At 35.3% G+C, this 19732-nt stretch carries 17 protein-coding genes; 5 read left to right on the top strand and 12 right to left on the bottom strand.

Going from position 1 to position 19732, the window contains the following annotated elements; all coding sequences use genetic code 11:
* From FND99_RS16090 to FND99_RS16080, 3 genes are all read right to left on the bottom strand, one after another.
* Window positions 1–759, bottom strand: a complete 759-nt coding sequence (locus FND99_RS16090; protein ID WP_144338963.1) for an MlaE family ABC transporter permease — start codon at window positions 757–759, stop codon at window positions 1–3.
* A 258-nt stretch (window positions 760–1017) separates the two neighbouring features.
* Entirely contained in the window at window positions 1018–3288 is a 2271-nt protein-coding gene (locus FND99_RS16085; protein ID WP_144338962.1) for a glycosyltransferase, read from the bottom strand.
* Window positions 3269–4348, bottom strand: a complete 1080-nt coding sequence (locus FND99_RS16080; RefSeq protein WP_144338961.1) for a glycoside hydrolase family 130 protein — start codon at window positions 4346–4348, stop codon at window positions 3269–3271. The genes FND99_RS16085 and FND99_RS16080 overlap by 20 nt, the downstream gene beginning before the upstream one ends.
* Before the next feature lie 250 nt (window positions 4349–4598).
* On the opposite strand from FND99_RS16080, the gene FND99_RS16075 reads away from it, so the two are divergent.
* Entirely contained in the window at window positions 4599–4790 is a 192-nt protein-coding gene (locus FND99_RS16075) for a DUF1328 domain-containing protein (protein WP_144338960.1), read from the top strand.
* 35 nt (window positions 4791–4825) lie between these two features.
* Here FND99_RS16075 and FND99_RS16070 read toward each other — a convergent pair whose 3' ends face one another.
* The 9 genes from FND99_RS16070 to FND99_RS16030 form a co-directional block, all read right to left on the bottom strand.
* Window positions 4826–5293, bottom strand: a complete 468-nt coding sequence (locus tag FND99_RS16070) for a DUF1440 domain-containing protein (protein ID WP_144338959.1) — start codon at window positions 5291–5293, stop codon at window positions 4826–4828.
* A gap of 37 nt (window positions 5294–5330) precedes the next feature.
* Complete coding sequence (locus FND99_RS16065; protein ID WP_144338958.1) at window positions 5331–5840, bottom strand: DinB family protein; 510 nt, start codon at window positions 5838–5840, stop codon at window positions 5331–5333.
* A gap of 128 nt (window positions 5841–5968) precedes the next feature.
* Window positions 5969–6178 carry a hypothetical protein gene (locus FND99_RS16060; RefSeq protein WP_144338957.1) on the bottom strand — a complete coding sequence of 70 codons (210 nt, stop codon included), beginning with the start codon at window positions 6176–6178 and terminating at the stop codon, window positions 5969–5971.
* Window positions 6179–6190: 12 nt separating this feature from the next.
* On the bottom strand, window positions 6191–6571 hold the full coding sequence (locus tag FND99_RS16055; RefSeq protein ID WP_144338956.1) for a DoxX family protein: 381 nt from the start codon (window positions 6569–6571) through the stop codon (window positions 6191–6193).
* 596 nt (window positions 6572–7167) lie between these two features.
* Window positions 7168–8586: a TolC family protein gene (locus FND99_RS16050; RefSeq protein WP_144338955.1), complete on the bottom strand. Its 1419-nt coding sequence runs from the start codon at window positions 8584–8586 to the stop codon at window positions 7168–7170.
* Between the two features lie 324 nt (window positions 8587–8910).
* The gene (locus tag FND99_RS16045; RefSeq protein ID WP_144338954.1) at window positions 8911–12075 is read right to left on the bottom strand and encodes an efflux RND transporter permease subunit; all 3165 of its coding nucleotides are present in this window, start codon (window positions 12073–12075) and stop codon (window positions 8911–8913) included.
* 12 nt (window positions 12076–12087) lie between these two features.
* Entirely contained in the window at window positions 12088–13302 is a 1215-nt protein-coding gene (locus FND99_RS16040; protein WP_144338953.1) for an efflux RND transporter periplasmic adaptor subunit, read from the bottom strand.
* Between the two features lie 245 nt (window positions 13303–13547).
* Window positions 13548–14141, bottom strand: coding sequence for a TetR/AcrR family transcriptional regulator (locus tag FND99_RS16035; protein ID WP_144338952.1), 594 nt, complete (start codon window positions 14139–14141; stop codon window positions 13548–13550).
* A gap of 476 nt (window positions 14142–14617) precedes the next feature.
* Entirely contained in the window at window positions 14618–15541 is a 924-nt protein-coding gene (locus FND99_RS16030) for an SMP-30/gluconolactonase/LRE family protein (RefSeq protein ID WP_144338951.1), read from the bottom strand.
* A 351-nt stretch (window positions 15542–15892) separates the two neighbouring features.
* Here FND99_RS16030 and FND99_RS16025 point away from each other — a divergent pair, with 351 nt between their 5' ends.
* From FND99_RS16025 to FND99_RS20260, 4 genes are all read left to right on the top strand, one after another.
* A complete protein-coding gene (locus FND99_RS16025; protein WP_144338950.1) occupies window positions 15893–17212 on the top strand; it encodes a gluconate:H+ symporter in 1320 nt (439 codons plus the stop codon).
* Window positions 17200–18636 (top strand): gluconokinase, encoded by a 1437-nt coding sequence (locus tag FND99_RS16020; RefSeq protein ID WP_144338949.1) that lies wholly within the window; start codon window positions 17200–17202, stop codon window positions 18634–18636. Before FND99_RS16025 ends, FND99_RS16020 begins: the two co-directional genes overlap by 13 nt.
* 201 nt (window positions 18637–18837) lie before the next feature.
* Window positions 18838–19275 (top strand): cupin domain-containing protein, encoded by a 438-nt coding sequence (locus FND99_RS16015; RefSeq protein WP_144338948.1) that lies wholly within the window; start codon window positions 18838–18840, stop codon window positions 19273–19275.
* A 149-nt stretch (window positions 19276–19424) separates the two neighbouring features.
* Window positions 19425–19613, top strand: a complete 189-nt coding sequence (locus FND99_RS20260) for a hypothetical protein (protein ID WP_211356638.1) — start codon at window positions 19425–19427, stop codon at window positions 19611–19613.
* The last annotated feature ends 119 nt before the right edge of the window (window positions 19614–19732 follow it).

The following is a 19732-nucleotide window of genomic DNA, read 5'->3' as shown; positions in this document are numbered from 1 at the left end:
TTAATAAATTAAATCAGTTAATTGTACTGCGATCATATCAATAATAAATATGCTTAAAGAAGCTGTAACTACTGCCGAGTTTGCCGCGCGTCCCACACTTTCTGTTCCGTTTGCAGCATTAAATCCTTTGAAGCATCCAATCATTCCGATGAAAAAACCAAAAAAGAATGTTTTTATCGTTGCAGGAATCAAATCTGAAAATTCTAAAGACTGAATAATCTGGCTTAGATAGCGATAGAAATTAACATCGCCCTTAATATTTATTCCGGCATAACCACCAACAAGTCCAATCGCGTCAGCAAAAATCACTAATATTGGAACCATCAGCGTACAAGCTAAAATTCGAGTAACAACCAAATAATTATAAGGATTAATGGCCGAAACTTCCATCGCATCAATTTGTTCTGTTACTTTCATCGAACCTAATTCGGCACCAATTCCTGATGAAATTTTTCCGGCACAAATCAAGGCAGTTATCACAGGCGCAATTTCACGAATCAGCGAAAGTGCAACCATTCCCGGCAACCAGCTTTCAGCACCAAATGTTACCAAAGTTGGTCTTGACTGAATGGTTAAAACCAAACCCATAATAAAACCGGTAATGGCAACCAACGGAAATGATTTATAACCAATAATATAGCATTGTTTTAAAAACTCTTTTGCCTCATAAGGAGGCACAATAAGTTCTTTAAAAAAACGCGATGCAAATAGTGTTGCATTTCCAATTTGTGCGAATGTATTTTTTAAGCTGAGAATCAAAATAGTGTCGTTTAAAAGTTAAAACATATTGAAAATCATTTTTTTAACAGTTTTATATCCCTTTTGTAATTATAGATGAAAGTTACCCTAATACTTGTTAAAATCTTTTACACAACTTTTTTTGATGCTTATATAATTTACATTTAAGCGCAATAATTGATTGAAAGTCACGTTAGTGCGTTCTTAAAACAAAAAATCCCTTTCATTTAGAAAGGGATTTCAAGGGTTAAATTGAATTTTGGTCAGCTTTATTTGCTTTTATAAATTTATCGCAATGCCTCTTCGGGTTTTCATGAGCGGAATTACTTTTGATTCTGAAATCGCAAATTTTTCCATTAACAATCTTGCAGTCAAATAACAAATTGTCGATTCGGCACCTTGGTTTAAATTGACATTTTCTTTTTCTAGCCCGTCATAACCGCCACCGCTTACGGGATTATACATTATTTGATTTAAATGATTTTTCCCTAAAAACCAGTTGAACGAAGCTTTCATTTTCTTTTTATATTCTGGAATTTTAAATGCGTTATAAAATGCATTTAAAGTTTGAATAGTATAGGTAATATCAATTGGCTGTTCGCCGTATTGTTGTGGTTCTGAACCTTTATGATGCCAGCTTTTGTTCGAAATTGCTTTGATATTTCCGTTTACAAATGTTTTCGAAATCAAGAAATCTAATGAGTCGAGAGCCACTTTTTTGTAAACTGGTTTATTGGTGATCAAATAAGCATAAAGCATTGATTCTGGCAGAATTCCGTTTCCGTAAGTCAAATAGTTTTCAAACCATTGCCAGTCTTCTGTCGCTGTATCTTCATAATTGGCTAATAATTTAGCATTCAATTTGTTGATAATTGCTGCAACATACAAATTCGGAATAGTAGAATGATATAAATACAAACCTTTGGTTGCAAAACCAATTGAACGCGGCGACTGAATATTTTCGGCCCATTTCAAGGAATTCAATAAACATTTTGTTGCTTTTTCAGTAATCTTTTCTGGAAGAATATCGGAAATAGAAACTACAGTTCCCAACGCCCAAATTGCTCTTGCATTCGAATCTTCTAAATTAACTTCGGCATTTTGCTCAACGTGTTCGCGGTTTTCTTTATCAACATAATTGATGAAATCGCCTTTTGGTTTTTGACAACGCTGAATAAAATCCAAATAAATTAAAATATAAGCCAAGTCGTCTTTGTCCTGAGTCAGTTTATAGTGCATGCAAAATGCAATTAAAGCTCTAGCATTATCATCTAAAGTATAACCCGTGTCTAAATCTGGAATCGAAATTTTGCTGAATTGGATGATTCCAAGTTCTGTAGTTAGTTTTTTGATGTGATTTAACTGAATTGCAGGGTAGCTATATTTAATTTCTGACGGATTTTCGATCAGTTTTTTATACGTATTCATGTGTGTAATCGCTGCATTTTCCCAAGAAGAAGCACGCATTTTTGTAAAGGAATTAATTCCCATTTCATGTCTTAGATTTTCATCTGAAATCAGTTTGATTGCGGCTTCTGCAAATTGATCAACATCGCCAATATCAACTAATATTCCCGAATCTGAAGTCAAAACTTCTCTCGTATGAGGAATTTTTGAAGCTACAATTGGGCACGCACAACTCATTGCATAAGCAAAAGTGCCGCTTACCGCCTGATTTGGATCTTTTGACGTGAACATATAAATATCGGTTGCTTTTAGATATTCCAAAAGTTCATCGGTGTCTAAATATTGATTGATGAAACGAACATTGTTTTCAAGCTTTAAATCTTTAACAATTCCTTCGAGTTTATCACGATAAGCATCGACGCCGTCTTTGATTAAATTTGGATGTGTTTTGCCAATAATCAAATACAAGGCATTTGGTGCTTTTTCAACAATTTTTGGAAGCGCTTGAAGTCCGGTTTCTATATTTTTTCCTTCGCCTAAAAGTCCGAAAGTGGAAAGTACTAATCGATCCTGAATGTTTAATTTTTCTTTTGCCTGCGCCGGAGTTTCATACACAACGATATGTGTTCCGTGTGATACGCAGGTAATTATTTTTTCATCGATTTGATAATCGTTGATCAAAATTTCTTTCGATTTATTGGTCATCACAAAAACCGAATTGCTGTAACTTAGCAGTAGTTTTACGAACGTTTTTAAATCATTATTCGGATTCGGAATTACGCTATGAAAAGTAAACGTAACCGGTTTTTTGATCACATTCAAAAAGTCTAAAAGATGATCTCCATAATTTCCTGAAAACAAACCAAATTCATGCTGAATATGAACTAATTTAACCGCTTCATCTTTATTGATTTCTTCGGCAGCTTTAGCATAATCTTCTCTGTTTTTTGTGTTTAGCGTATACGCTTCAGTAGGATTTTCTTTTGGTTTATCGACAAGCTCGCATATTTCGCATTGGATAGATTTACCATAAACATCGGTAATTCCTTTTATGGTATCTTGCGTATAAGTTGCTATGCCGCATTGTGTTGGCGGAAAAGTAGATAAAAAAACTATTTTTAATTTATTGGATATCGTCTTCATGGGGATTCTGTTTTAATTCAGTTAATAAGTCGTTCAGGTTCAATGAAGCCACCGCAATCTTGTCATCGGCGGCACCGTAATAAATATATAGTTGTTCATCAAAAATGGCAGTTCCGGTAGGGAAAACCACATAATTGACATAACCGTGTCTTTCATAATATTCTGATGGCGTAATAATTGGTTTTGTCAAACGATACAGTACTTTTGATGGATCATTTAGATCTAATAAAGCAGCGCAAGCATGATACACAAGACCTTTTTCACGTCTTTCGGCAGCGTGATAAATCAATAGCCATCCGTCTTCAGTTTCAATAGGCGGGGCGCCTGGACCAATATGACTGGTTTCATGGTCATATTTTGGTTCCAGAATAATATGGTCTGGCAAGTTTTTGATGTAGTCTTTCCAAAATTCAACCGTCAGATCGGTTTTTTTTTCAAAAGAAAATAATTGAATCGAAGGAAATAATCTATGTAAAGCTATGAATTTCCCGTCAATTTTTTTCGGAAAAAGCACTACATTTTTGTCCCACACGTATAAATTTTCTTTCATTGTTTCCGTCAGGGGATAATTCCTTGCGGTATTGAAAGCTAATATTCTGGCAATGCTCGGAATTTGCAAGTGTTTGCGTATCAAGTTTGTAAATTCGTGCAATATAAATCTCGGCGTTAAAATTCCTTTCTTTTTAAAAGAAACCAAATCTTTTGATGTTGCCAGAGCACCGCAAGCATTTATTCCGTCATAAGTAACATATGTCATGTAGAAACGATCCTCAATTTTTACAATTCGAGGATCTTCGACGCCATGAATTTCGTAAATATATTCAGGAACAAAAATGGGTTCTGTATGACGTTCGACCAATGTTTTTGGACCCTCAAATCGACAATAGCCAATCGTTGAAAAATTGCCTCGTTTTGCTGCCCTGTAAAACATATGTACATTGTTGCCATCTTGATAAATAGCTGGGTTTAGAACTCCAAGTTCTTCAAAAGGACGATCTGATTTTTCTAGAATTACACCATGCTTTACTGCCGTTAAGCTTTTTGTGGCCTCGATTTCCATATATTTCAATTTTTATCTAAAATTACTTTGGGAATGAGCGCATGATTACTCCAATCAATCAAAAAATTGACTCAATCACTTAAAGATGGGAATTTTGTAAATAGGAAAAATGAATTATAAAACTTATAAGCCAAGAGTTCATTTTAAGCTTATTTTGCTATTTAAAAACCTTTTTAATATTAAGTCATTTAAATCAAGAATCGATTTTTGCATAGAGTAAAAATGAGTATTGATTTAAATAAAATGCCTTATGTCACATTGGACAGTGAGTTTTATTATTCTGACAATTATTGCAGGAGTTTATGGTTTTGGAGGAGCTGCTGATATAGCACATAGTTTTGTAAAATTGCTTTTCTTCGTTTTTATAATATTAACGATCATAACCGCAATAATAGGACGAATATCTGTAGAAAGCCAACAAAAAAACGCGAAACCAATTTAATTGATTTCGCGTTTTTTTATATCTTAATTTTCATGCTAGCTGCGCAATGAAAGATATTTTTTGTGAAGAAAAGCAATCGGAATTCCGATGCAGCAGATCAAAATTATCATAGACAAGAACAATGGAAAATCCAAATGTTTCTCAGGCAAAACCGGAAACACTACGGGAAGTACGACCAAATTCATTATAATCCACACAAAAATTCCATAAATAATTCCTGAAAGCAATGTGTTTTTTTTCAGAAATGAGAAATAAGGAAAAACGGTATAATAAAACCACGCAAAAGTAAAAGCGATGAAATAATGCAATAAAAGACCATAAAGTGCCATTTGAGAACCGCCACTGTAAGCTTCTTTTTTAAAAATGCCACTGGCAATGGATTGCAGAATTTTAACTCCGGTTGTTTTATTTAGAATTCCTGCATAAATGGTAATGGCTGCAACAACATCTAATGTTCCTGCAATTAATCCAGTTATGAAAATGGCGCCACTTTTTGATTTCATAGTTATTTAGGTTTTTGGTTAGATTTGAAGCTTTAAATTATACTTTGGTTAATGTTTTTAAGATAGAATTTAATTGATACGTATGTCGCTGTGTATGAACGAGCGCAAAATGAATCCATTCAAAAATAGTAAAATTTTCAAAACCAGGAACTTGGAAATCAAGGCAAGTCAAAGTCAAGTCGTAATTTTCGGCACCATCCAGCAATTCGGACTCAACTCTTTGAAGTTCGTTTTTTAATTCGCTTTTGCTGTAGTTTTTTTGCTCAGGTCTTAGAAAATCTGGCGCATTCATTTTTGTGCTGAAATCTAGAAAAAGCGCGTCTAGAGGCGCAATATTATCATCGTATTTGCGAATGGTTTTTTGTGTTTTTCCCGCAAATAGTTTAGGATATCCAGAACATGCCATTACAATATGTTGTGCTGTTTGTCCGCCGGTCCAGCTTCCTTGATACGGAACTTGATTTAATTCTTCATCAGAAAAAGAATCAAGTATTTCATTCAGTTTTTTGAATGTTTCGGTAATATTTTTTTTAACTGCTGTTTTCATTTTGTCAATTTTTAAATTAGACTTGAGGTATGAAAGAGGAGTTTATTTTTTTGTAAAATGGATAAGAGATACTCTTTCAAAAGTACAATAAAATATTTAAGATGTTTTAAATCAGTGATTTAAAATTTTTACAGAAGTACTTCGCAATGAAAGCCATACGAATGGAGAAGATCGATAATTTTTCGCTTTGAAATAGATGAGGCATGAACCCGCAGAATTTTATCGCAATCTTCTAAGTCAAAATTTATATTGCTGTCTGGGAAATGTTCAAGAAGTTTCCCGACTATCATTTCGGATTGGTCAACTTCCTGAACATTTGTTTTGAAAACCTCGATCATGATTTCAGAAGTTTATAACGCTATGTTTTTGTAGCGTTCTATTTTATGATAATAGATATAAGAAGTCGCCAGAATCAATAAAATAATCAACGGGAAAAAGCTTTGAAAGTTCATTCCATCAACAGCAAAATGACTGATTGAGGCAAAGATGAAATCAAAACCAAATCCGGCATACGCCCACTCTTTTACATTTTTAGGAACTTGCGGAATCACTAATACCAAAACCCCCAATACTTTGAAAACGACTAATGCATTCCCAAAATATTCTGGATAACCTAAATGTCTGATTCCTTCTTTAGCTAGTTCTGTCTGAGAAGTCAATGCTGGCATGACACCTTCAAATAAAAAAATTAAGATTGTAGTAGTCCAAAAAATAATTTTTGCTTTTTTCATGTGGTTTGTTTTTTTAAATAGTTATTAGTTAATGTATTACAAATGTACAATTCTTGTTTTTTGAAGAAATACGCATTTACGACTATTTTAGGGGCATTTGGGACAAGATTTTTTTTTAATTGATAATTGATAATTGATAATTGATAATTGATAATTGATAATTTTTGTACCTACTATTCGATTTGTCATCCTGAGCGGAGTCGAAGGACCACACAGAAGCTCTACAAAGATTGTCGATTTAGTTTGCGGAGTTTCTTGCGGAGATCCCTCGTTCCTCGGGATGACAAGATTGTCTTGAAACGTTGTCTAGAAAAAAAAGAAAAAAAAGAATAAAAAGAAAATCCGTTCAAATCTGCGTTTTCGCGAAGCGAATCCGTATCATCCGTGTGCTATGACGACAATTCAAGTGAGATTGCTGCGTTCCTCGGGATGACAATATTGAGTGTAGAATCTTCATGCAATAAAAAACTTCTGCGCCCTTTGCGTAAATCCTTGCGTTCTTTGCGGTTAAATAAAACAAAAAACGCCATGAAACCAAAAAGGTCTCACAGCGTTTTCATCTCAAAAAATAAATAATTAATGGGTAAATAGGTGTATTATTTCCAGCCTCCTCCAAGAGCGCGGTATAATTCGGTATTAGCGGTAAGTTGTTGTCTTTTGATATCTGCCAGTTCTAATTCGCTTTGCAGTAAATTTGCTTGTGCTGTTAAAACTTCAAGATATTCTGCCATTCCGTTTTTGAAAAGCAGATTAGCATTTTTAATAGCTTGTTGCAACGTTTTTACTTTTTGCTGTAAAAAAGTTTCTTGCTGTTGTAATTTCTCTGTAACAACTAATGCATCAGCAACTTCTCCAACAGCAATCAAAACAGATTGTCTGAAATTCAAAACTGCTTTTTCTCTTTCGGCTAGCGCAATATTATATTGTGTTTTCAGTCTTTTATTATTTAGCAAAGGTTGCGTAAGACCACCTGCTACAGTTCCAAACAATGAAGCCGGAATAGTAAACCAAGTGCTAGTTTCAAAAGAATTCACCCCGGCTTGAGCAGTAATTCTAAGCGTAGGATATAAATCTGCTTTTGTGATTCCAACATTGGCATTGGCGATTTTTAATTCCAATTCGGCACTTTTTACATCTGGTCTTCTGCTTACTAATGAAGACGGAATTCCTACTGTATTGTTGTTTTTGATTTCAATAGCACTCAACGTTGTCGTTCTTTCTTTTGCACTCGGAAAAGAGCCTGTCAAAACACTCAAAGCATTTTCCTGAATCGCAATATTTTGCTCCAATAATGGAATCAATTGCGCTGAATTTAATTTCTGCGCTTCTGATTGCTGAATTGCCAATGAAGTCGTTTGTCCAGCATCATATTTTAATTTGATAATATTGGTTGTACTATCATTTAAACGCAGATTTTGTCTGGCAATATCCAATTGAGCATCCAACATCAAAAGATTGTAATAACCGCTAGAAACATTGGCTACAATATTCGTCTGCAATGCTTTTTTCACTTCTTCTGATTGAAGATATTCCGCGAAAGCGCCCTTTTTCTGATTTTTGATTTTTCCCCAAATATCAGCTTCCCAAGAAAGCGTCGCACCAGCCGAATAATCGTTGATGTGTTTTTGGCCCAAAGCCTGATTCAAATTTCTTCCCGTAAAACTATTGTCTGACGGATTGCTTGAACTCGCATTTACAGCTAAATTCACTTGCGGAATATTTCCCCATTTTGACTGAGTAAAACGGTATTGCGCGATTTCGATGTTTTTTGCAGCAATCTGCAAGTCGTTATTTCGGGCAATAGCGCTGTCGATCAACTTCACGATATCTTTTTGAGTATAGAAGTTTTTCCATTCCACATCGCCAATGCTTGCCGTATCACTCGAAACCGATGCATTCCTGAAATTCTCAGGAAATGCATCTTTTGGAGTTTCAATATCCTTAGAGACTTTACAGGATATTAAAGTCGTGATCAGAATGGCGAAGGTCACGATTTTGGTTATATGATTTTTCATTAGTGTTTTTAATTAAATTTTTTTATCCGTTGGGTGTAGTTTTTTAAACGCATAGAAACATAGTTTATAGAAGCTTTAAAAAAGGCGTTTCACTCATTTTAAATACACATAGTTTTCTATGTGTGGAAACTGGTTTCTTTTATTCTCTTTTTTCGAATAAGAAATCTATGTTTCTATGTGTTAAAATATTTTTTTCATCCCAAAGGGTTAAATTTCTGTACAAGTATCTTTTCTAGTTTCTAGATCTCTTGAGATTCTGTACGATATATAGCCGATGCCAAATATGATGGCAACAAGTAAGGTTGTGATATAGTTTTCCATTTATTATTTTTCTTCGTTATGAATTACGGCAACTGGTTTTCCAGAAACCTTTTCTTGTAAATGCTGGAAGATGATGAATAAAATAGGAATGATAAACAATCCTAGAATTACTCCTGAAAGCATTCCTCCAGCGGCTCCAATACTGATGGAGTGGTTACCTTGTGCAGATGGCCCTTTGGCACTCATCATTGGCACTAAACCTACCACAAAAGCAAGAGACGTCATGATAATTGGTCGTAAACGTAATTTGGCAGCATCGATAGAAGCTCGAACTAGTGCTTGACCTGATTTTCGTTTTTGTGAAGCAAACTCCACAATCAAGATGGCGTTTTTGGCAAGAAGTCCGATAAGCATTACTAAAGCAACTTGAACATAAATATTGTTTTCAATTCCAGTTAAACCAATAGCTACGAATACTCCAAAAATACCTGCAGGGATTGACAAGATTACCGCCAAAGGCAAAATGTAACTTTCATACTGTGCAGCAAGTAGGAAATAAACGAATATCAAACACAGTAAGAATATGGTTGCAGATTGTCCTCCTGACGAAATCTCCTCACGAGTCTGACCCGAGAATTCATACCCGTAACCTGCAGGTAATTGTTGTGCTGCTACTTCTTCAATTGCTTTAATGGCATCTCCGGAACTAAATCCTGGTTTCGGAATGGCATTAATCGAAATTGAGTTGAACAAATTATATCTAGAAGCGGTTTCAGAACCATAAATACGAGTCAGTTTTACTAACGTATTTATTGGTACCATTTCGCCAGTTTTGTTTTTTACAAAAACTCTGTCAATTGCTGTTGGATCAGCTCTGTCTTCGATATCGGCCTGAACAACTACTCGGTAATATTTACCAAATCGGTTAAAGTCAGATGCTTGTGCACTACCAAAATAAGCTTGCATCGTTTGTAAAATGTCTTTTACATTAACACCCAATTGATTTGCTTTTTCGTCGTTTACTTCCAATTGCAATTGCGGATAATCAGCTTTGAAAGAGGTAAAAGCAACGGCAATTTCTGGGCGTTTCATTAATGCTCCGATAAATTCCTGAGAGATTCCACTGAATTTATCCAGTTTTCCTCCCGTTTTATCCTGAAGAACCAAATCTAAAGCTTCAACATTACTAAATCCAGGAACAGTTGGGAAACTGAATACGAAGAAACTTCCGCCTGAAATAGCGCCCAGTTTGCCACGAACCTGATTCATGATTTCGTCAATGTTTTTTACTTCGCCTCGGTCTTCGTTTGGTTTAAGCAATACGAATACAACGGCAGAAGATGGACTTGTAGAATTTGTCAATAAGTTGAAACCTGAAATTGCGGTTACAAATCGTGAAGCATCTAAACCTCTTAAAGTATTTTCGGCTTGCGTCATTACTTTTTGAGTTCCGTCTAATGATGTTCCAGATGGCGTGTTTACTGCAATCGCGATAAATCCTTGATCTTCTGTTGGGATAAATCCTGCAGGAGTTGTTTTTACTAAAAACACAGTCGCAACAGTAATTAATGCTAATCCGCCTAAACTCAACCATTTTCTTCTGATTAAGAATTTAATACCGCCAACATAGCGGTTTGTCAATGATTCAAAACTGCTATTGAAAGCGCTGAAGAATTTCTCTTTAAATCCTTTTTTCTGATAAGGTTCATTGCCGTCATGTGCTCCGTGATTATCTTTTAAGAATAATGCAGCCAGCGCCGGACTCAATGTCAAGGCATTAACAGCCGAAATTACAATTGCAATCGCCATAGTAAAAGCAAATTGACGATAGAAAACTCCTGTTGAGCCTTCCATAAAACCAACCGGCAGGAATACAGCAGCCATTACCAGCGTAATCGAGATAATAGCACCCGTTATTTCGTGCATTGCTTCATGGGTTGCGACTTTTGGAGACAAGCGTTTGTGCTCCATTTTCGCATGCACCGCTTCGACTACCACAATGGCGTCATCGACCACAACACCAATCGCCAGAATTAATGCGAAAAGCGTTAAAAGATTGATCGAAAATCCGAATAACTGCATGAAGAAGAACGTTCCTAAAATTGCTACAGGTACAGCAATAGCCGGGATTAATGTTGATCTAAAATCTTGCAAGAAGATAAATACCACAATAAATACCAGTATAAAAGCTTCTAATAAAGTATGTTCAACTTGTTCGATTGATTGGTCAAGAGATACTTTTGTACTATAGAAAATATTGTGTTTGATACCTTTTGGAAAATCTTTAGAAGCCTTTTCCATCATTTTGTTGATAGCAATCTGAATATCATTTGAGTTCGATCCCGCTAATTGGATAACCCCAATTACAACACCTTTTTTACCATTTAAACGTGTTAAACTGTTGTAAGAGTAAGCGCCAAGTTCAACTCTCGCTACATCTTTTAAGTGAAGAACCGAACCATCTGGATTAGATCGAATGGCAATATTTTGATAATCCTCTGGCTTAGATAATTTTCCTTTGTATTTGATAACGTATTCAAAAACTTCTTTGCTTCGTTCTCCAAATTTCCCCGGAGCCGCTTCCAAACTTTTGTCCTGAATAGCTGCCATAACTTCATTTGGAGTTATCTTGTAAGTTGACATCTGAGTTGGATTTAACCAAACACGCATAGAGTAATCTTTTACACCACCAAAAATACTGGCAGAACCCACACCCGGAATACGTTTTAGTTCCGGAATAATATTGATTTGTGCATAATTGGCAACAAACGTCTGATCGTATTTTGCTTCATCATCCGTGTACATACCAATCGCCATGATGAAACTGTTTTGCTGTTTCGCTGTAATAATACCTTGCTGCACAACCTCTGCAGGAAGCTGGCTCGTTGCTTGCGCAACACGATTTTGTACGTTTACAGCAGCTTGATCGGCATCAGTTCCTAGTTTAAAGAAAACAGTAATGGCCAAAGTACCATCGTTGCTGGCAGTAGAACTCATGTAAGTCATGTTTTCTACACCATTTATAGATTCTTCGATTGAAGGTGCTACAGAACGTAAAACCGTTTCTGCGTTGGCTCCCGGATATACCGCCGTTACCAAAACCGATGGTGGCGCAATATCAGGAAACTGTTGTAAAGGCAGTTTAGTTAAACCCAATACACCAAGAATCACCAATAAAATGGAAATTACGGTTGCCAGTACAGGTCTTTGTATAAATATTTTGAACATTGTTTTTTATAATTATTTTTGATTAGTTACTTCGGCAACTTTAGTTGATTTTTCTGGCTGAATCGCTTGTCCATCCTGAAGTTTGTCAATACCGCTCAATACGATTTGGTCGCCTGTTTTTACACCTTCTTTAATTAAATAATTTGTTCCGCTTTTACCTACAACTACGATAGGCATTTTAGTCACTTTGTTGTCTTTGCCTACAGTGAAAACAAATACTTTGTCCTGCATTTCAACTGTTGCAGCTTGCGGCACTAAAATCGCATCATTGTGTTCTAAACCTAAACGGATTTTCCCTGTATTTCCAGAACGAAGTGTTCCGTTTGCATTTGGAAAAGTTGCTCTAATTGTGATGGCACCGGTTGTTTTATCAAACTGACCGTCAATCATATCGATTTTTCCGGTTTGAGGATAAGCGTTGTTGTCAGCCAAAATCAAAGTAACAGGTGGCAGTTTTTTGATTTTGTCGCCAAGCGAACTTCCTTTGTATTGCTCTTTAAAGTGAATAAAATCTGTTTCGCCTAAAGAGAAATAAGCAAATACTTCGTGAACATCAGATAAAGTAGTCAAAGGTTCAACATCAGTTGCAGAAACTAAACTTCCTTGTTTTTTAGGCAGTCTTCCAATGTAACCGCTCACTGGAGCTGTAACATTTGTGTATCCTAAATTGATTTTAGCCGAACCTACCATTGCTTTTGCTTGTTCGATATTGGCAGCAGCAATTTTTTGAGAAGCTTTAGCTGTTTTCAATTGATAATCAGAAACTACTTTGTTTTGAACTAGCGGTGTCAGTTTATCAACTTCTAAATTAGCGTTGATCAAAGCCGCTTCTGCAGCGTGAAGACTTGCCAAAGCATTGTTTAACTGCTCGCGGAAAGGGCGTTCGTTTATTTTGAATAAAGTTTGTCCTTTGCTTACATAAGAGCCTTCGTCAACCAAAACTCTTTCAAGGTTTCCGCTTACTTGTGGGCGAATTTCAACATCTACAGTTCCTTGTATAGCAGCAGGATATTCAGCATCCGTTGTTGTATTTGCACTTGTGATGGCCAACACAGGTAAAACCGGTGGAGGCGGAGCAGTAGGCGCCTGATTTTTATCAGCACAGCTGCTTACTACTAAAGCCAGAATAAAACTGGTTATTATTACATTTTTCATTTTCATATTGGTTTTAATTGGTTGAACATTTCTTTTAAAAAATTGTGATATTCTGACATTCTCGGGATTCATATTTAATAATATTAAATTTTCTAACGTTGTTAAGTAAAAGTGCGCAAATTTCCGTTTTATAAGCCTTTTCAATTGTATTTTAAATCGGTATTAAATTATTTATCACTGTTAAGTAAAAGAGTAAAAAAAACTCGAAATTACTAAGATTAAATTTTCTAACAGTGTTAAGTTATCGTTATAAAAAAAAGGATTTTATATTATCCAATTAAATTATTTACCACTGTTAAGTAAATTTGAAAATTTTTTTATTGTATCGATTTGATGATACCGCCAATAGCATCTTTTAAAATCTGATTGTTGATGCTTTCTAATGAAATATTTTTATTTATGATGTTGATAGCAATCAATCCGTGAATAACAGAAAAGAAAGTAAAATACTTTTGTTTGATCACTTCCTGACTTGGTTTGCTGTCTTTCATAATTTCAGCAATAACCTCTGTAAACATCATGTAAGGTGCATCTGAAAGCGAACATTTCTGCGAACAGCAATTCATCTGAACTCCAAACATCACTTGATACATTTCGGTATCTGTAAAGGCAAAGTCCCAATACGCCATCCACATGGCTTCTAATTGTTCTTCAGGTTTTTCAAATTTTGCTTTCGCTTCCTCTAATTCTTTTGCCAGCTTAATGAATCCCTTTGCAGTTAATTCATTTAAAATAGCTTCTTTATTAGAGAAATATTCATAAATAATTGGAGCAGTATATTCAATTCGGTCAGCAATTTTGCGCATACTCAAACCATTCCAGCCGTCTTCTTTTACGATGTCATAAGCAGCCCCAAGAATATTGTTTCTTGTCTCTTCTTTTTGTCTTAAAATTCGATCTTTACTAGCCATTTTGATTAAGTATTAAATTGTTTAACACTGTTAGGCAAATGTATGGCGGTTTTTCTAATTATGAAATATTTTTATCATAATATTTTCTTATTGTTCCATAGATGGATTAGGAAGCCTTGAATTTATTGAGGTTTTGCGCTTTTAATATTTTTTAGAAGCAGGGCACTTTTCGTTTTTAAGAACGATTTGTCCCGCTCTACATTATATTTTTTGTGGTGAACCCCACCACAAAAAGATGCCATTTCGATCGGGGCTAGGAGAGAACATAAATTTTTTCATTAGAACTTTGTCAAAGTTTACCACAAAGTTTGTCATTTCGAGGAACGAGAAATCTTCGCAAGTAGCTCGACAAAGATTATCGATTTAGATTGTGGAGTTTCTTGCGAAGATTTGCTTCGCCTATTCGCTATCGCTCGGGTCTCGTTCCGAAATGACAAGATTGTGAAAAATCGATAATAAAATCGATGATTTATTGATTATTTCATTCCACGAACGTTCATTTCTATTGTATAAACACTTTTACTGGCAGTAATAAATAATGTTTTAAATTTTTTCCCTCCAAAACAAACATTAGCTGTCCATGGCTCAGGAACATCAATATGGGCTATTTTTTCTCCTTGCGGATTGAATATAGTAACTCCATTTCCGCATAAGTAAATATTTCCAAGCTCGTCTCTAGTCATTCCATCTGAACCTGATTCGGTAAACAGCATTTTTTTGCCCAAAGAACCATTGCTTTCAATTGCATACGAGTAGGTTTTATTTGCTCCTATGTCCGCAACGAATAAGGTTTTTCCGTCCGAAGTTCCAATAATGCCATTAGGTTTTACAAGATCATTCGCAACGTTGATAATTTTAGATTTATCCGGCGACAAATAGTAAACACATTCTTTTTCAATTTCTTTGGTAGTATGTTTCCAATAATCTCTTTGATAAAAAGGATCTGTAAAATAGATACCGCCTTTTGGGTCAACCCAAAGATCATTAGGGCCATTCAGCCTTTTTCCTTCAAAATTGTTTAGTAGTACCGTATGATTTTTGTTCTGGTCTATTTTCCAAAGCTCATTTTTTTCATCGGCGCAAGCCAAAAGATTGCCCGCACGATCAAAATACAAACCGTTAGATCTTCCTGCATTTTCCATAAAAACAGAAAGCTCGCCATTAACTGACCATTTCATAATTCGATTATTCGGCTGATCCGTAAAATAAATATTTCCTTTCTTATCTACAGCAGGACCTTCGGTAAAACTGAGTTGATCCGATAGTTTTGTGAGAACTGCACCTTTTGCTATTAAGCTATAGTTTTTTTCGTTTGATGTCTGAGCGGATATAAAATTTGAAAGAGCTAAAGTGATAACAAATAGTAGAAGTGATTTTGTTTTAAATTGGCATAGATTCATAATAAAAAAAGTTGCTTTTGAAGAGGTTTTAAAAGTAGTTCTTATTTCTGATATACTGCAAAATTGGGGTAAGATTCTTTTCAGGAGCAGAAAATCCGTTTTCAAAAGAACGTTTAGTCCCCGCTATCCGCTATATTCCCGATTTAGAAAAACTACGGCTAAAAAGCCTTGCTTTTCTAAATCGGGAGATACCGCTTCTATCGGGGCTAGGTAAGAAGGTATCTTTTTCATAATTTTTCTAAGCAATTTTAAATGAATTTATTTAACATATTAAATTGTAAATGCCACCTTTTTACGTGCAGAAAGTAATATTTTTACAAGACAAATTCAAAACCACTTAATCAATAAATTATGTCGCTACTGATTCTAATTGCAGGGATTCTGTTATTATTGATTCTAATTTCCATAGTAAAACTCAATGCTTTTATTTCCTTAATTGTTGCCGCTTTCTTTGTCGGGATTTTCAAGCAAATGCCGTTTCCAGATTTAATCAATTCGATGCAGGAAGGAATAGGAAGTACGTTAGGCTCTTTAATTTTAATAATTGCTTTTGGTGTTATTTTAGGAAATTTGCTTTCTGATAGTGGCGCTGCACAGCGAATCAGTTCGGTCATGATTAGTTCCTTTGGAATTAAGCATATTAAGTGGGCAATGGTCATTACTGGATTCTCTGTCGGAATTTCGATGTTCTACAATGCAGGTTTTATAATTTTGATCCCAATGGTTTTTGCAGTGGCCAAAAGCACAAAACAGCCTATCATTTATTTAGGAATTGCCATGGCATCGGCGCTTTCTATTACGCATGGTTTTTTGCCTCCACATCCGGGACCAACAGCAATTGCGGTTATTTTTAAAGCCAATATAGGCAAAACACTTCTTTACGGACTTATAGTTGCACTTCCGTCGCTTTTAATGGCGGGAATCATTTTTCCTGAATTTATAAAAAAAATAAATGCTTTTCCACCAAAAGGATTATTCGACAGTAAAACTTTCACTGAATCAGAAATACCTTCTTTTGCCATTAGCATTGTAACGGCATTAGTTCCAGTTTTTTTAATGGCAACAGCAACCTTCAGCGAATTACTATTGCCTAAAGAAAGTGCGTTACGTGCCGTATTGCTTTTTATTGGAAATCCGTTGACATCAATGTTAATTGCAATACTTTTTGCTGTATTTACCTTAGGCATTTTGCGCGGAAGAAAAATGCAGGATATCATGGATAAATCGGGTAGTGCTTTAAGTGCGGCTACGATGATAATTTTAATAATTGCTGCCGGCGGTGCTTTTAAACAAGTATTAATTGACAGCGGAATTGGAACAGATTTAAGTACGTTTTTCGAACAATCGTCTCTTTCGCCTTTATTTTTAGGCTGGCTTATTGCAACTATTATCCGCATTGCTTTAGGATCTGCGACCGTTGCCGGATTAACCGCAGCCGGAATTGTACAGCCTTTAGTTATTGCATCTGGTGTGAGTCCGGAATTGATGGTTTTGTCTATTGGCGCTGGAAGTTTAATGTGCTCGCATGTAAACGATACTGGTTTTTGGATGTTTAAGGAATATTTTGGCATCAGCGTCTCAGACACTTTTAAAACTTGGACGGTTATGGAAACAATTATTGGAGTAATGGGGTTAATTGGTGTATTACTTTTAAATTTATGGATCAAATAAATAACATGGAAACATTGTATATCGGCATTGACATAGGAACTACAGCTACAAAAGCCGTTTGTTTTGATAAACAGGGAAATGTGCTTCGACAAATTGCTAAGTCGTACGAAATGTATCATCCCAAACCGGAATGGAGTGTTCAAAAACCGCACGAAATTTTACAAACCGTAAAGGAATGTATTAGTGAGATTACAAACGGAATTCGGCCTCAGTTTATCAGTTTTAGTTCGGCGATGCAAAGTGTTATTGCCATTGATGAAAATGGAAAACCGCTGACAGATGCTATTTTATGGGCAGATAATAGAGCAGCAGAAATTGCCGAAAAACTTAAAAATTCAGATCAAGGAAAGCATTTTTATCAAAAAACCGGAATACCAATTCATCCTTTTTCTCCGTTCACAAAAATTGCTTGGCTTAAAGAATTTGACCCTGAACTATTTTCCAAAATTTATAAATTCATCAGTATTAAAGAATATGTTTGGCATCATTTGACCAACGAATATTATACAGACACCTCTATGGCGTCTGGAACCGGATTGTTGAACATTCATACTTTAGATTGGGATGCGGAAGTTTTGGATTTCTTGAACATAAAATTGCATCAACTATCTAAAGTTTGCGAAGTCACACACCAATGCAAAGGAATTTCAGATGATTTCCTTTACGTAATAGGCGGTGGCGATGGTGCGTTGGCCAATCTCGGAACAGGCGCAATGAACAAAAATTGTATTGCTTTAACGATCGGCACAAGCGGAGCTGTTCGACTGCCAATTGACAAACCATATCTTGACGACCAAATGCGCACGCAATGTTATCATTTGATGGACAATCAATATCTTACTTTAGGTGCTGTCAATAATGGGGCAATAGTTTTACAATGGTTGAGAGAAACGTTGCTGAATACAGAGAAATCTTTAGAAGTTCTTATTGATGACGCTGCAAAAATTCCTGCCGGTTCTGATGGACTGCTTTTTGTGCCTTATTTATTGGGAGAACGAGCGCCAATTTGGGATGCCTCGGCGCAAGGAACTCTTTTAGGAATGCAGATTACGCACACACAAGCGCATTTGGTCCGAGCCACTTTAGAAGGAATTTTATTTGGATTGTTCCAAATCACAGAAATTTTAATTCCGGATCCCGAAGATAGAAAAGAAACAAAAGTCATGGCCAGTGGCGGATTTGGTAAAAGCGAGTTATGGCTTCAAATAGTCGCTGATATTTTTCAGATGCAGGTTGAAACCTCGCAAACTATCGAAGGATCTTCTTGGGGCGCTGTTCTTATTGGTTTAAAATCAATAGGAGAGAAGATCACAAATGATAACAAAACGGGAAAAACTTATTTCCCTAATACGAAACATAAAAGTGTATATGAAGTGGCTTTCAACAAGTTTAAAAAAATATATCCTTTATTGAAGGATTTTTAAAAGCTAATATGAATTTGCATTAGAATCATTAAAAATAAACTGTATAATAATTCCCGTTATTAAACTGGACTGAAGTCCAGCTCTACAATATAAATCATTCCTTCGGAATTTTATTTCGCCCTAAAAAGAGCCAAAGGCTCGGGCTATTTTGTAGGGCTGGACTTTAGTCCAGTTTAAACGAAAGAGTAAAAAAAAAAAATAATGAAACCAACAATCCTCATAAAAACTACAATTGTGGTCTTATTTTTCCAGCACTTAGCATTTTCTCAGGAAGCCAAAAAAGAAACTGAAGCGCCAAAATACACAATTGAAAATTGTGTCAATCATTTTGATTTAAACAAAGCCACCAAAACAAAAGTTGGTTATCAATATTGGTTTGCCGACAAAAACTTCACTCAGGAAAACACGCTAAAAATGAGTATTGTAGAACCTGGAAAATCGACACATGCGCCACATCATCATCCTGAAGAAGAATTCTTTTACATCTTAGAAGGAACAGCCGAATTCTTTCTTGACGGAAAAACAGTTACAGCTGGGGCAAACACTAGTTTTTATTGTCCGCCAAATGCTGAACACGGAATCAAAAACGCCGGAAATACCGATTTGAAATATTTGGTAATTAAAAAGGATTTGAAGTAAAATATCACAGCCATTAGATAAACAATTAAAAAGAAAGATTTTTTCATTTCAATGAAAAACAAAATTCCGAAGGAATATCTCAATCTTACAGATTTAACTCCAAAATTGTTTTTTTGAAAATTAAATTTCTTTTATTTCAAAAAAACGATATGAACCACAAAACCAAAACAAAACCATTCTTGAATTTATATCATCAGATTTTGATGTTGAGTTTATTATTTATAGCCATAATCAGCAATCAGAATATTCTAGGAATTACGGGCGGAGCGATTGATAGTAATGAAAGCGAACCCCGACCTGTGGAATATCGCAATATTCTTATAACACCAGCTAAATAAGTTTTATTTCACCATATAAGTGATATAAGTTCATTTTAAGCATTGTGTATTTATACTAAAAAAAACTCCGCAAATCAGGAGATTTTACGGAGTGCTATAAAAATGTAATTAATTGTAAT

The sequence above is a fragment of the Flavobacterium daemonense genome (assembly GCF_007341385.1).
Lineage (GTDB): Bacteria > Bacteroidota > Bacteroidia > Flavobacteriales > Flavobacteriaceae > Flavobacterium > Flavobacterium daemonense.
The sequence above is the reverse complement of the archived record's forward strand: the minus strand, read 5'-3'. Positions and strand labels throughout refer to the sequence as shown.

Coding starts and splice junctions, on each gene's coding strand:
- FND99_RS16015 (WP_144338948.1), top strand. CDS start 18,838: ATGAAACCAACAATCCTCATAAAAACTACAATTGTGGTCTTATTTTTC.
- FND99_RS16040 (WP_144338953.1), bottom strand. CDS start 13,302: ATGAATCCCGAGAATGTCAGAATATCACAATTTTTTAAAAGAAATGTT.
- FND99_RS16050 (WP_144338955.1), bottom strand. CDS start 8,586: ATGAAAAATCATATAACCAAAATCGTGACCTTCGCCATTCTGATCACG.
- FND99_RS16080 (WP_144338961.1), bottom strand. CDS start 4,348: ATGGAAATCGAGGCCACAAAAAGCTTAACGGCAGTAAAGCATGGTGTA.
- FND99_RS16070 (WP_144338959.1), bottom strand. CDS start 5,293: ATGAAATCAAAAAGTGGCGCCATTTTCATAACTGGATTAATTGCAGGA.
- FND99_RS16030 (WP_144338951.1), bottom strand. CDS start 15,541: ATGAATCTATGCCAATTTAAAACAAAATCACTTCTACTATTTGTTATC.
- FND99_RS20260 (WP_211356638.1), top strand. CDS start 19,425: ATGAACCACAAAACCAAAACAAAACCATTCTTGAATTTATATCATCAG.
- FND99_RS16025 (WP_144338950.1), top strand. CDS start 15,893: ATGTCGCTACTGATTCTAATTGCAGGGATTCTGTTATTATTGATTCTA.
- FND99_RS16065 (WP_144338958.1), bottom strand. CDS start 5,840: ATGAAAACAGCAGTTAAAAAAAATATTACCGAAACATTCAAAAAACTG.
- FND99_RS16060 (WP_144338957.1), bottom strand. CDS start 6,178: ATGATCGAGGTTTTCAAAACAAATGTTCAGGAAGTTGACCAATCCGAA.
- FND99_RS16020 (WP_144338949.1), top strand. CDS start 17,200: ATGGATCAAATAAATAACATGGAAACATTGTATATCGGCATTGACATA.
- FND99_RS16055 (WP_144338956.1), bottom strand. CDS start 6,571: ATGAAAAAAGCAAAAATTATTTTTTGGACTACTACAATCTTAATTTTT.
- FND99_RS16045 (WP_144338954.1), bottom strand. CDS start 12,075: ATGTTCAAAATATTTATACAAAGACCTGTACTGGCAACCGTAATTTCC.
- FND99_RS16085 (WP_144338962.1), bottom strand. CDS start 3,288: ATGAAGACGATATCCAATAAATTAAAAATAGTTTTTTTATCTACTTTT.
- FND99_RS16075 (WP_144338960.1), top strand. CDS start 4,599: ATGTCACATTGGACAGTGAGTTTTATTATTCTGACAATTATTGCAGGA.
- FND99_RS16035 (WP_144338952.1), bottom strand. CDS start 14,141: ATGGCTAGTAAAGATCGAATTTTAAGACAAAAAGAAGAGACAAGAAAC.